The organism is Acinetobacter sp. PK01, from assembly GCF_022819285.1.
GTDB classification, from domain to species: Bacteria; Pseudomonadota; Gammaproteobacteria; order Pseudomonadales; family Moraxellaceae; genus Acinetobacter; species Acinetobacter tandoii.
Map to the genome: position 1 here is coordinate 1,071,840 of NZ_CP094643.1, position 12,380 is coordinate 1,084,219.

Consider the following 12,380-nt stretch of genomic DNA (forward strand, 5'->3'; position numbering starts at 1 on the left):
GAAGTTAAACAGTAGTTTAAAAGCCATCAAATAAATTTAATTCGTTTTGAGAGATAATAAACATGACTGACCAATACCAAGCATTCGCAAAATCTCCAATTGGTAAATTTGTCATTAAAAATTTAGGTTTGCCAGCACCCACTTTTTTAGATCGTTTTGACTCTGCGACGCCTGTAATTAAAGGTGCAGTTTTGGTTGGTGCAGCACCAGCAGGCACATTATCTGGTGCAATTTCTCAGGTTTTGGCGAATATTCACGCAAACAGCTATGCAGGCAACAATGCAGAATTACAACAAGTTGCTGCAACCCAAGGTTTAAAACTGAATGCATTTAACGATGGTGATCGTGAGTCGAAGTTCAAAGCCGTCGTTTTTGATGCGTCTGGTATTCAAAATTCTGAACAGCTCAAAGAGCTTTATAATTTCTTCAACCCTGTCGCACGCCAGATTTTGGCTTCGGGTCGTGTCATTGTCGTTGGTACAACACCTGAAACGGCTAAAACAGTAAAGCAAGCCATTGCTCAACGCGCTTTAGAAGGTTTTGTTAAATCTGTAGGCAAAGAATTCAAAAAAGGTATTGCTGCACAATTGGTCTATGTAGATGAAGGCGCGGAAGCGAATTTAGAGTCTACGTTACGTTTTGCTTTATCGCCACGTTCTGCTTATGTTTCAGGACAAGTCATTCGTGTATCTAAAGCAGATGTAATTGATGTAGATTGGGTGAAACCACTTGCAGGTAAAACTGCTGTAGTCACAGGTGCGAGCCGTGGTATTGGTGAGGCAATTGCACATGTGTTATCACGTGATGGCGCACATGTCATTTGTTTAGACGTACCACAACAGCAAGCTGACTTGGATCGTGTTGCGAGTGAAATTGGTGGTTCGACTTTAGCGATTGATATTACCGCAGCAGATGCAGGTCAGAAAATTAAAGAAGCTGCTGTAGCACAGGGCGGTGTTGATATTATTGTGCACAATGCAGGTATTACCCGTGACAAGACTTTGGCCAATATGAAGCCAGAACTTTGGGATTTGGTTATCAACATCAATTTGTCTGCGATTGAACGTGTCAATGATTATTTACTTGAACATGATGGTTTAAATGCCAATGGTCGTATTATCTGTGTATCTTCAATTTCAGGTATTGCTGGGAACTTAGGTCAAACCAACTATGCTGCATCGAAAGCAGGTGTTATTGGAGTGGTGAAATTTACTGCACCGATTTTAAAAAATGGTATAACCATTAATGCAGTTGCACCAGGCTTTATTGAAACACAAATGACAGCAGCAATTCCTTTTGCTATCCGTGAAGCAGGCCGTCGTATGAACTCGATGAGTCAAGGCGGTTTACCTGTTGATGTTGCAGAAACCATTGCTTTATTTGCTTCAACGGCTTCGACGGGCTTAAATGGTAACGTTGTTCGTGTTTGCGGACAAAGTTTATTAGGTGCTTAATTATAAAAGTTTAGAATTTTCCCTCTTCTTTAAGGAGAGGGAAAGCCAATAAAGGGAATGGAATTCTTCCTTCATCCTAACCTTCTCCCTGAAGGAGAAGAAGCTTTCAAAAAATATTGAAATAAAAACTTCACATAGGTTCAACATGAATACGCGCCATTTTTCTCAACTTCCGAAACCTTATTTGGCTTATCCGAAAGTCGTGCAGGGACTCATCTTTAAAAAGCCTAAAGGCGAAAAAGTTCTACCGCAAGTTGAATATGTGGTGGATTCTTTCAAAGTTGATCCAAAACATCTAAAAGCCTATAACGAAGTATGTGGTTTTAAAAATAATGGTTATATTCCAGCGATTTATTTAGCTGTTTTGTCGCAAAGTTTACAAATGCATATGATGACGCAAGAGGCATTTCCTTTTGCAATTTTAGGTTTGGTACATATTCGTAACCAAGTTTCTCAAAGCCGTAAAATTGGTGTAAATGAAAGCTTAAGTCTATCTTGCCAGTTTGGTGAATTAAAGCCGCACGATAAAGGCGTGCAGTTTGATTTTATTACCACCGCAAAAGTGGGCAATGAAGTCGTGATGCAAGGGGTGACGACTTATCTTGCACGTCAAAAAACTGAAACAAAAGCGGCTACTAAAGCAAAAGAAGAAACTCGCCCAAATTATACGCTTCAGGCAGAGTGGACAGTTTCAGAAAATACGGGTCGTCGTTATGCCTTAACTTCTGGTGATTTTAATTTAATTCACATTCATGCCATCACGGCAAAAGCATTTGGTTTCAAACAAGCGATTGCACATGGTATGTGGAGCAAAGCAAAAGCCTTAGCCAATTTAACTTTACCCGACAGCTATGAGGCTGATGTTTGGTTTAAATTACCTATGTATTTGCCTTCTAAAGTTGAGTTCCTCACTGCGCAGGTAGGTAAGGATATCGATTTTATGATACAAAATAGTAAGAATAAAAAACCACATGTGACAGGTCATATTACCGCACGCTAATAGCGCTGAATAAAAGCCCAAATTTTAAGGATTTGGGCTTTTTTACTTATGTATGTATCAATAATTAAAAAATTATAAGGATGTAAGATGAAAGAACTAAAAGCATATTTATCAGCGAGTCCAAATCAATATCATGGTGATGTCACTGAAAATTTTGAAGATTTGGCGAAACAGTTCAGTCGCTTACAGCATCCGCGAATGCATCAAGGTGGGGCTGCACTTTGCGTGTATTTTCAAGGAGAAAAGGTTGTTGATATTTGTATAGGGAAAAAATCAGCGACAGAACAATGGGAAAAGAACACCTTGTCGGTCTGTTACTCAACAGGCAAAGGTGTTTTGGCAACCTTAGCTCATATTTTAGTGAGTCGCGGGTTACTTGATTATGATCAACCAATTGCAAAGTATTGGCCTGAATTTGCACAAAATGGTAAATCTAATATTTGCTTGGCAGACATTTTAAGCCACCAAAGTGGCTTATTTGATATTCGCAATTTGGTTCAAGACGCAGCGCAAATGGCCGATTGGGAGCTTATGTTAAATCGGATTGCTGAGGCCAAACCGCGCTTTGTTGTTGGTGAAGATGCAGCGTATCAGCCTTTAACTTTTGGCTGGTTAGTGGGCGGTGTTCTGGAAAAAGCTACAGGGCAAAGTTTATCTCATTTAATGCAACAATATTTGTTACAACCTCTTCATATACAAGATGCTTATTTTGGTGTGCCAACATCAGAACTTGATCGGGTTGCACGACCATTCCTCACAGCGAACTCTAAAAGCTCAAGTTCTGATTCTTCAAAAAGAAAAAATACAGCCAAGAAAATGACTTTAATGGATCGTGTTGCAACATGGTCAGGTCAAAATCCGCAAGATTTTCAAGATGCTATGATTCCTAAAGGTATGAAGAACTTTAGTTTTTTTAGTGAACAAGGTCTACAAGCTGTAATTCCAGCTGCGAATGGTGTTTTCTCTGCCGAAAGTTTGGCAAAAATTTATGCCATGTTGGCACAAGGGGGGATATGGCAACAGCAACAATTGATTAAACCTGAAGTATTTCAACGCATGTCGCAAATTCAATATCAGCATCGTGACCGAATTATGCCGATTCCAATGCATTGGCGTTTGGGATATCACCGTGTCCTGACTTTAGGGAAACATGTCCCACAAGGTTTCGGACACTTGGGTTTTAATGGCTCAGGTGCTTGGTGTGATCCAGCGCGGCAATTAAGTTTTGCTTACACACATAATTTTGTAACGGCGTCCATTACTGGGGATTATCGTTTGTGGGGCTTAACGCAAGAAACTTTGCGCTGTGCTGATAAAATTCTAACAGGACATAAAGGCTGGTTTTAAGATAGAGATAACTTATACCTTTGTGACGAAAGTATGAGTAGTGGAGGAATTGCTTTTTTTGATTTATAATGTATTGATTAAATTATATTTAATTGAAAGAAAGAGCATATAATGAGTTTTAATAAAAATAACAAATTAGGTTCACAATTTTTAGGTTTTATTATTGCTGCAGTGATTGTAGGAAGTCTTTATATCTTTTTCACTGATAAAAATATTAACCACTCTGCGGTACTTCAGAATTCATATTCTCCTGTTGGAAATAACGATCAGCCTAATGCATTGGAAAATATTGAAAACGATGACGAAAGGCGCAGAGCGGAATTGCAAAAAAATGCTCAGCCATTTTTAGCGAAAGTAATGCTTCGTTATTCAGATGATGGTTCAGTTCTAGGACCGGTTCATTTGAAGGCATCAAACAAGAAAGATGCTGTATTTATTGTTAGGAATAAATTAAACAATGCAATTATAGCCATTGTACAAGTTCCAAGAGGAAGTAGCGAAAAATTAATGTTGCCAATTGGAGACTACTCAATTGAATATGCACAAGGTGACGGCTTGTGGCAAGGGCTTGGTGAGCTATGGGGGCTGAGTACAAAATTTTATAAAAGTACATCAGACCATTATGTAGCTCAAGAATTTACGCAAACTGGGTATAAGGTACGAGGGGTAGGGGTACAAATAGGTACGGATGAAGGAACAGTATCGGAACGTATTTCAAAAAGACAATTTGTAAGTGATTAAATCATTTTTGAAATACAAATAAACTTTATCGTTATCTTGGAAAACCGCTAAATCAAAAAGTCCTAGAGGAATCTAATGCTAAAATGGTTAAATTTGACGAAATCGATCGAATTAGTTCCACTGATTGAGATCTTCATTCACTCTTGTGCAAAAAAACAGTATGCTTAGACCTGTGAAAAGGAGCATACATGTATCAAGTACTTGCGCGTAAATATCGTCCCCGTAATTTTAATGAATTAGTGGGGCAAAACCATGTCTCGCGTGCACTCAGTAGTGCATTGGAACGTGGGCGTTTACACCATGCGTATTTATTTACAGGTACACGTGGCGTGGGTAAAACCACAATTGCACGTATTCTTGCGAAATGCTTAAACTGCGAAACAGGTGTAACAGCGAAGCCGTGTGAAGTCTGTGCCACGTGTAAAGCGGTGAATGAAGGTCGTTTTATCGATCTGATTGAAATTGATGCGGCGTCACGAACCAAAGTAGAAGATACGCGAGAACTTTTAGATAACGTACCGTATGCTCCAACTCAGGGACGCTATAAAGTGTACTTGATTGATGAAGTACACATGCTCTCTACACACTCATTTAATGCCTTGCTTAAAACCTTAGAAGAACCACCTGAGCATGTGAAATTTCTATTTGCAACAACCGATCCGCAAAAGCTCCCAATTACGGTGATTTCGCGTTGCTTACAATTTACCTTACGTCCTCTAGCGGTCGATGAAATTACCGAGCATTTGACAAAAATTCTGGAAAAAGAACAGATTTCAGCTCAGCAAGATGCAATCTGGCAAATTGCTGAGTCTGCACAAGGTTCGCTGCGTGATGCACTCTCTTTAACTGACCAAGCGATTGCCTATGGTCAAGGTGCGATTCAGCATCAAGATGTAAAAGAGATGTTAGGCTTGATTGATCGTACGATCATTTATGATTTATTGATGGCGATTCATCAAAATCAGAAAGCGCGTGTGAGTCAATTATTGCTGCAATTTAGACAGCAAGCTTTAGATGTTTCTCTGGTTTTAGATCAGTTGATTTCAACTTTGCATGAATTAGCATTGCTGCAATATTTACCTGATCTAAGCTTGAAATATAGTGCCGAAATTAATCAAAAGATTTCCCAGCTTTCTCAGCTCATCGCAGATCAAGATTTACAACTTTATTACCAGATTGCGTGTAAAGGGCGTGCAGATTTGCAACTTGCGGTGACGCAAGAGCAAGGTTTTGAAATGTGCGTATTGCGTTTGTTGGCATTTAGACCTTTGCAACCAAATGAAGTCTTGGTTTCAACGCCTACTACACAAATTCAGTCGGCACCAGTGTTAGCTACTGAACAAGCTGTCAGCAATATCAATACGGTAGTTGCAGCTCCGCAAGAGCAAATTCAAGCGATAGCGGAAGTTACACCACCTGTCGAAAACCTTGCTGTTGAGACAAATCTACAAGATGAGCCTGCATTACCAGAAATTCCAGAGCAGGTTGAAGAAACGGCTAATCTAACCAGTCATTCAGATCAAATCGTGTTTGATCCTGAGAGTGAAGATGTTTTATTCGACCTTGATGAAGATACTGATACATCATACGAAGCTCCATCTGAAGTAAGTAGTGATGATTTCTTATTTGAAGAAATTGCACCAATTGCTGTAGAAGAAAAAGTAGAACGTCAAGTTGAACCATCTGATGAAAATGATTCATTATCAGCCGATTCAGGTTTCACAGATGGTGATAAAGCTCAAGATACACTCTTGAATTTGGCGGTTGATGAAGTCGAAACAGATTCAGCGGTTCAGACACTTATTGAGCAACCTGAGCCTGAAATAGAATCTCTGCTAACACCAACTGCTTCGAATATAGAAACTGCAAAGCTTATGCCGCAAGATATTTTGCGTGTACAAGAACAAGTTTTGGAAGGTGAGTGGACGCTTGGTAAGTGGGAGTTCTGGTTCAGGCATAGTGAATTATCGCCTGCTGTGCAAGAGTTAGCACAACATGGTGTAATGACAGGGAAAATTGATGCGGAATCTGTGTTTCATATTCCAGAGCAATATCAGCAATTATTGGGTCAATCACAGCATTCTTTGGAACAAGCGCTGAAAAAACAGTGGCCAAATACGCTGTTCAAAATTGAATATGGTGCGGTTACAGATACCACACCTTATATTTTACAGCACCAACGTAAAGAGCAAGCTTATCAGCGGGCAGAGGAATTGTTACAAACTGAACCCGTAGTACGTGATTTAATCCAAAGTTTTGATGCTGAATTACATAACATTCAATTGAAATAACTCTTAGATGAGCTTAGGTTCAGGCTTGACTTGCATAAAAGCTTGTAGAGCCTGACGCATGTTCATGGGAATCGGTGTACTTTTGCGCTGCTCTCGATCTACAAAAACATGAATAAACTGTCCCTGTGCCGCAGCTGTATTTTGATTGGCTTTAAAGATGGCCAAGTCATATTCTAAAGAACTATTGCCCATACGTTTGATTGCCACACCGACTTCAATCACTTCGGGGTAACAAAGCTCTTGTAAAAATTGACAAGATGAACTCACCACTAAGCCAATAATTGTTGAGCGGTGAATATCAAAATGAGCTTTTTTAATCAGCAGCGCATTCGCTGCGCTATCAAAGAAACTATAATAATTGACATTATTTACATGTCCGTAAATATCATTGTCTGACCAACGTGTTTGTATGGGAAAAATAAAAGGATAGTTTTCTCTAAGTTTGGCTTGGGGTTTCATTTTTTGCATGTCCTTTGCTAAGTGATGAATTAAGCGTAAATTGCATGATAAATTTGTTCAGCATCATTCAAGTTTAGATCGCGCGGGTTATTTTGTAATAGTCTGGTTTGTAACATGGCATCCTGTGCCAGTGTTGAAAGGGCAGTCTTTGGTACATTCAGTGCATTGAGCTTTAAAGTCAAACCACTTCGGTCTAAATGATTTTGCATATGATCAATAAATAAATCACATAATCCATCAGTGCAACCATTGCTATAAGGATCTATCCATGTCATTAGTTCTGCATATAAATGCTTGGCATTCGGTGCATTAAACTTCAAGACTTCAGTTAAAACCAAGGCATTACTGTGGCCATGCGAAATGTGAAAATGTCCACCCAAAGGATAGGCCAATGCATGTACTGCACCTACAGGGGCATTGGCAAATGCCTGACCTGCAAACATCGAACCATTCAGCATATTTTGCCGTGCTTGAAGATTCGAACCATCTTCTAATACCAGCTTTAAATTTTGATTGAGTAGTCTTAATGCTTGTTTGGCTAACATATCGGCATACAGATTTTTTTTAATTTTTGAAGTATATGCTTCGATGGCATGAACCATGGCATCAATACCTGTTGCTGCCGTAATATGCGCGGGTAAATTTTGGGTAAAAGTTGCATCTAAAATGGCTACATCAGCATACAGTACAGATGAGACAATGCCCATTTTAGTGGTTTCACCTGTAGTCACAATGGAAATTGGCGTGACTTCAGAACCTGTACCCGCAGTCGTCGGAATGAGAATTAAGGGTAATCGAGGAGATTTTGCATTGTTGATTCCATAGAGTTCAGCTAACTTTTGCGACTGGTCTGGATGGGCTAAAATTGCAATGAGTTTTGCAACATCTAAAGAGCTGCCTCCACCAAAGCCAATCACCGTATCAATTTTTTCTTGTTTTGCAAATTCTACGGCTGAATTGACAACGTGTTCGGGTGGATCAGCAATGACATCGGCATAAATCACATGTGCTAATGACAGATGTTCTAAAATTTCTAAAATAGGGTGATGTAACTGCTGTTGTAGCATACCGTTATCTGTCACCAACAACACTTTTTTACTACTTTGCTCAGTCAAGACCGTTGTGAGTTCTTGAATTGAGCCGAGGCCTGAAATAATTCGGGAAACAGTTTGAAACTGAAAGTCATACATTGGCAATTCCTTCATGCTTTATCAATATTTACGTGTTTTTGTTATACAGTTTTAGTGGGATTCAACCTCCAAATAACTTAACATAAGACATTGCAAAATAAACGTTCTATTGAGGTGCTTATGTCATCGCAAACGCCCTACAAGGTGTTATGTGTCTGTCTGGGAAATATCTGCCGTTCACCCACAGCAGAAGTGGTATTTAGACATTACTGTGATGCACATCAACTGAATATTGAGGTCGATTCTGCTGGAACCAGCAATTATCATCCGAATAAGGCGCCTGATTTAAGAAGCCAAAAACATGCCATAAAACGAGGGTATGATTTATCTGCATTGCGTGCGCGTCAGCTCAAGATTCAAGACTTCGTTGAGTTTGATCTGATTTTGGCAATGGATTATGAGAACTTAGATGATATTCAAATTTTAATGCAACAGGCTCAATCAGTTCTTGGGCAGCGGATGCTTCGTGCAAAGATTGCCCTGATGAGTCAGCATGATCAAAAATTCCTTCAACAAGCGGTGCCAGACCCTTATTATGGTGGCGATGATGGGTTTGAGCGTGTACTTGATCAATGTGAATCAAGTAGTTTTGCTTGGGTTCAGGTACTTCAACAACAGCTGAAAGGCTAGTTCGGGTTTTAGCATGCATATTCAAAATAACGTTCAACTTCAGCCTTTTAACACCTTAAATTTGGGTTCGGTTGCATCACACTATGTAAAAATTGAAACTGAACACATGTTGTTGGAAGCCTTGTCTTATGCAGAACAGCAGCAGCTCAATGTGTTAATTCTATCTGGTGGGAGCAATATGCTTTTGCCTGAACATATTCATGCTTTGGTTATCCATATGGATATTCAAGGGATTGAAACTTTAAATGAAGATGCTCAGACCAAGACGCTCGCGGTTGGTGCGGGTCAAGTTTGGCATGATTTTGTGTTATGGACGACTGAACAGCATTTATATGGTCTGCAAAATTTAGCTTTAATTCCTGGTTTAGTCGGGGCATCACCTGTACAAAACATTGGTGCTTACGGTGTAGAAGTTGGTGAGTTTATTCAGGCTGTGCGGGTTTATGACCGCGTAACACAGCAATTTACTGAAATTCTTGCATCAGATTGTCAATTTGCTTATCGACACAGTATTTTTAAAGATCAACCTGAGCGTTATGTCATCACTCAAGTGATTTTTCAGCTTCTTAAACATGCAAATTTAAAGCTAAGCTACGGTGATTTAAAACAAGCCGTGGGTGAAGATTTGAGTGCAGAAAATCTACAAAATCAGGTTATTCAAATTCGTCAAAGTAAATTACCAGACCCGAAAGAATATCCGAATGCGGGCAGTTTCTTTAAAAATCCTGTGATCTCTGCACAATCTTTTGACCAAATAAATACGAAATTCCCTCAATTGCCCCATTACCCTCAAGCAGATGGTCAGATTAAAATTGCTGCAGGCTGGTTAATTGATCAGGCCGGTTGGAAGGGTAAGCGTTTGGGCATGGTTGGTATGTTTGCAAAACAGGCGTTGGTTTTGGTGAATTATGAAGATGCTACTTTATTGGATGTTCAGGCAACCTATCGTGCAGTTCAACAAGATGTGCTAAATAAATTCAATATTCGTCTAGAGCCAGAACCTGTTCTTTTTAATGCAGTTGGTTTAATTCAATCACACGTGGAATAATGAATGGCTAAAACACATTGGATGGTTCGTATTGTACAAATCGCAGCTTTGCTTTTTGTACTTTTAGGCTGTCTGGTGATTTTTATCTATTCGCCATTTTATTCAAAATTGGTCGTCAAAGCATTAAATACCTTTGTTCCTGTAGAGGTGAATGAAGTTGCTGCGAAAAGTCAAAAAATGGCAGCGTTGAGTGAAGCTGAGAATCTTGAACCAGGCTCTAATTTATGGATTGCACGTCAAGCGTATCTTAAATTGATGGAACAAGAAATTCAGCAAAATAATTCTGAAAATTTACCGCAAATTCAAGCACGTTATAAAGCCTTGCAAGATTTAATTAATAAAGAGCAGCAAGAACAAAACGAAGAGGAAGAACGTCCTCAAGTTCCTCTTTTGGCAGATCCAAAGCAAGCCGCATCAGCACCTGAAGATCCAACTCAAAATGTAAAAGACTTACTAGAGTTAGATAGTAAAGAAAATAAAGCCTTGATGGAAAAATATCTGGATTTTCTACAGACACATAAAATCGAACCTGTAGTTGAAAGTGTTGATGCACAGCAAATTCAAAAAGATATTGCCCAAATTAAAGAACAAAATGAAACACCTAAAGGGACTTTATCACAACCTTATGCGATTGTGGTGTTGGGTGGTGGTTTAACCTTGGACAAAAATAGAAAAGATATTGTCGTGAATGACTATACAAAATTAAGACTGGAGAAAACTTTAGAAGTCGAGAAGCAGTATAACTTACCCATTGTGCTTAGTGGTGTAGAAGCACCTTTTATGCAGACTTGGTTAAAAGAGCGCGGTGTAGATGCCAAGCTGTTAGAAAATAGAAGTATGAATACGTGTGAAAATTCACGCTTTAGCTCGCTATTATTACAAAAGAAAGGGGGAGCACCGACCGTGATTCTAATTACAGATCAATATCATATGCCTAGAACACGCCGTTTATTTGCTTTAAATGGCATTGAAACTGTACCTATTGAAGCACCAATGCCGACGCAATTAACAGCTTGGCAGCCTAGCCAACAAAACTATGATCATAGCCGCCGTGCAAATTATGAAATGTTAGCGACTATTCGCGACATGTTATTCGGCTCTAGTGATTGCCGAGAGGTACCTTAATGCCTGAAATTCCATTCTTAAATCCGAATATTCTGAAACAATTAGATTTACCTGTACCTAATCGGGACACGACACCACAGGTTTTAAGTCCATTAAATTTGAATCATGCTTTTTCACCATCTGTAGAATTACAAGCATATCGTAAGTTGTATGGGTTACATCTGCTGGATTGTGAGCATTGGCAAGGTTTTGTGCAAATGCCTTTGTTTAAGTTGCATGTGCAAGTGTTTCAACCTAAAGCGAATGCAGAAGGAAAGGTTGTAATAAAAGGAACAGTATTCCTTTTGCATGGCTATTTAGAGCACAGTGGAATTTATCAGCCAATTATCCGTGAACTGCTTGAACAAGGTTTTAGTGTGCTTACGTATGATCTTCCAGGTCATGGATTAAGCGATGGTTCACCCGCAAGTATTCAAGATTTTGATCATTATCAGCGTGTGCTACATGCGGTATATCAATATGTGAAAAATGCTTCGCAGCTTCCTAAGCCTTGGTTGGGAATTGGACAAAGTACGGGTGGTGCAATCCTGATGCATCATTTACTTGAGTTTGCCGAGCGCCGTGAAAATCCTTATGTGGAGCGTGTGTTACTGTTGTCACCTTTAATTCGACCTGCAAAATCGGCTTGGTGGCACAACTCTGTCGGTTTGGGCATTATTCGTCGCATTAAGCGTCAAGTTCCGAGACATTTCCGTCGTAATAATCATAATCCTGAATTTTTACGCTTTGTTCGTTTAAAAGATCCTTTGCAACCTCGTATGATGGGTATGGACTGGATTTTGGCAATGTCGAAGTGGATGCAACAGATGGAAGAGCGACCTTCTTGTCGTATACCAGTTTGGTTGGCTCAAGGTGCATTAGACCAAACCGTAGACTGGCGCTATAACATTGAGTTTATTCGTCAAAAATTTCGACTACAGACTTTGTTGATGTTGGAAGAAGGTTCTCATCAATTAATTAATGAACGAGCTGATATTCGTGCCGCTTTAACAGGTCTAATCCCTGCTTTTTTACATGCGCATAGCACAGGCGAGTATTATTAAAATTATTTTTTGAAATTCATGTTTAAAATGGACTCGGTTAAAAGCTTAGCCG

General features: G+C 39.4%; 11 protein-coding genes. 9 read left to right on the forward strand and 2 right to left on the reverse strand.

All coding sequences use genetic code 11. The features are described 5' to 3' along the window. Positions 1 to 62: 62 nt before the first annotated feature. From MP622_RS05135 to dnaX, 5 genes are all read left to right on the forward strand, one after another. Positions 63 to 1,454 (forward strand): 3-oxoacyl-ACP reductase, encoded by a 1,392-nt coding sequence (locus MP622_RS05135; protein ID WP_243792841.1) that lies wholly within the window; start codon positions 63 to 65, stop codon positions 1,452 to 1,454. A 145-nt stretch (positions 1,455 to 1,599) separates the two neighbouring features. Continuing rightward, the gene (locus tag MP622_RS05140) at positions 1,600 to 2,454 is read left to right on the forward strand and encodes a MaoC/PaaZ C-terminal domain-containing protein (protein WP_243792843.1); all 855 of its coding nucleotides are present in this window, start codon (positions 1,600 to 1,602) and stop codon (positions 2,452 to 2,454) included. Between the two features lie 87 nt (positions 2,455 to 2,541). Further along, complete coding sequence (locus tag MP622_RS05145; RefSeq protein WP_243792844.1) at positions 2,542 to 3,801, forward strand: serine hydrolase domain-containing protein; 1,260 nt, start codon at positions 2,542 to 2,544, stop codon at positions 3,799 to 3,801. A 111-nt stretch (positions 3,802 to 3,912) separates the two neighbouring features. Continuing rightward, positions 3,913 to 4,542, forward strand: coding sequence for a hypothetical protein (locus tag MP622_RS05150; RefSeq protein WP_243792845.1), 630 nt, complete (start codon positions 3,913 to 3,915; stop codon positions 4,540 to 4,542). A gap of 188 nt (positions 4,543 to 4,730) precedes the next feature. Then, positions 4,731 to 6,833, forward strand: a complete 2,103-nt coding sequence (gene dnaX / locus MP622_RS05155; RefSeq protein ID WP_243792851.1) for a DNA polymerase III subunit gamma/tau — start codon at positions 4,731 to 4,733, stop codon at positions 6,831 to 6,833. A gap of 3 nt (positions 6,834 to 6,836) precedes the next feature. Here the strand turns inward: dnaX and MP622_RS05160 are convergent, their stop codons facing one another. Both MP622_RS05160 and MP622_RS05165 read right to left on the reverse strand, forming a co-directional pair. Next, the gene (locus tag MP622_RS05160) at positions 6,837 to 7,292 is read right to left on the reverse strand and encodes a thioesterase family protein (RefSeq protein WP_243793459.1); all 456 of its coding nucleotides are present in this window, start codon (positions 7,290 to 7,292) and stop codon (positions 6,837 to 6,839) included. Positions 7,293 to 7,321: 29 nt separating this feature from the next. Further along, on the reverse strand, positions 7,322 to 8,482 hold the full coding sequence (locus MP622_RS05165) for an iron-containing alcohol dehydrogenase (RefSeq protein WP_243792852.1): 1,161 nt from the start codon (positions 8,480 to 8,482) through the stop codon (positions 7,322 to 7,324). A gap of 120 nt (positions 8,483 to 8,602) precedes the next feature. Here MP622_RS05165 and MP622_RS05170 point away from each other — a divergent pair, with 120 nt between their 5' ends. From MP622_RS05170 to MP622_RS05185, 4 genes are read left to right on the forward strand one after another with little or no spacing between them, the layout of a single operon-like run. Further along, entirely contained in the window at positions 8,603 to 9,112 is a 510-nt protein-coding gene (locus MP622_RS05170; protein ID WP_243792853.1) for a low molecular weight protein-tyrosine-phosphatase, read from the forward strand. Between the two features lie 13 nt (positions 9,113 to 9,125). Then, a complete protein-coding gene (gene murB, locus MP622_RS05175; protein ID WP_243792855.1) occupies positions 9,126 to 10,160 on the forward strand; it encodes a UDP-N-acetylmuramate dehydrogenase in 1,035 nt (344 codons plus the stop codon). A gap of 3 nt (positions 10,161 to 10,163) precedes the next feature. Further along, positions 10,164 to 11,285, forward strand: a complete 1,122-nt coding sequence (locus MP622_RS05180; RefSeq protein WP_044740427.1) for a YdcF family protein — start codon at positions 10,164 to 10,166, stop codon at positions 11,283 to 11,285. Continuing rightward, positions 11,285 to 12,328 (forward strand): alpha/beta hydrolase, encoded by a 1,044-nt coding sequence (locus tag MP622_RS05185; RefSeq protein WP_016166332.1) that lies wholly within the window; start codon positions 11,285 to 11,287, stop codon positions 12,326 to 12,328. The genes MP622_RS05180 and MP622_RS05185 overlap by 1 nt, the downstream gene beginning before the upstream one ends. The last annotated feature ends 52 nt before the right edge of the window (positions 12,329 to 12,380 follow it).

Coding starts and splice junctions, on each gene's coding strand:
- MP622_RS05135 (WP_243792841.1), top strand. CDS start 63: ATGACTGACCAATACCAAGCATTCGCAAAATCTCCAATTGGTAAATTT.
- MP622_RS05140 (WP_243792843.1), top strand. CDS start 1,600: ATGAATACGCGCCATTTTTCTCAACTTCCGAAACCTTATTTGGCTTAT.
- MP622_RS05145 (WP_243792844.1), top strand. CDS start 2,542: ATGAAAGAACTAAAAGCATATTTATCAGCGAGTCCAAATCAATATCAT.
- MP622_RS05150 (WP_243792845.1), top strand. CDS start 3,913: ATGAGTTTTAATAAAAATAACAAATTAGGTTCACAATTTTTAGGTTTT.
- dnaX (WP_243792851.1), top strand. CDS start 4,731: ATGTATCAAGTACTTGCGCGTAAATATCGTCCCCGTAATTTTAATGAA.
- MP622_RS05160 (WP_243793459.1), bottom strand. CDS start 7,292: ATGAAACCCCAAGCCAAACTTAGAGAAAACTATCCTTTTATTTTTCCC.
- MP622_RS05165 (WP_243792852.1), bottom strand. CDS start 8,482: ATGTATGACTTTCAGTTTCAAACTGTTTCCCGAATTATTTCAGGCCTC.
- MP622_RS05170 (WP_243792853.1), top strand. CDS start 8,603: ATGTCATCGCAAACGCCCTACAAGGTGTTATGTGTCTGTCTGGGAAAT.
- murB (WP_243792855.1), top strand. CDS start 9,126: ATGCATATTCAAAATAACGTTCAACTTCAGCCTTTTAACACCTTAAAT.
- MP622_RS05180 (WP_044740427.1), top strand. CDS start 10,164: ATGGCTAAAACACATTGGATGGTTCGTATTGTACAAATCGCAGCTTTG.
- MP622_RS05185 (WP_016166332.1), top strand. CDS start 11,285: ATGCCTGAAATTCCATTCTTAAATCCGAATATTCTGAAACAATTAGAT.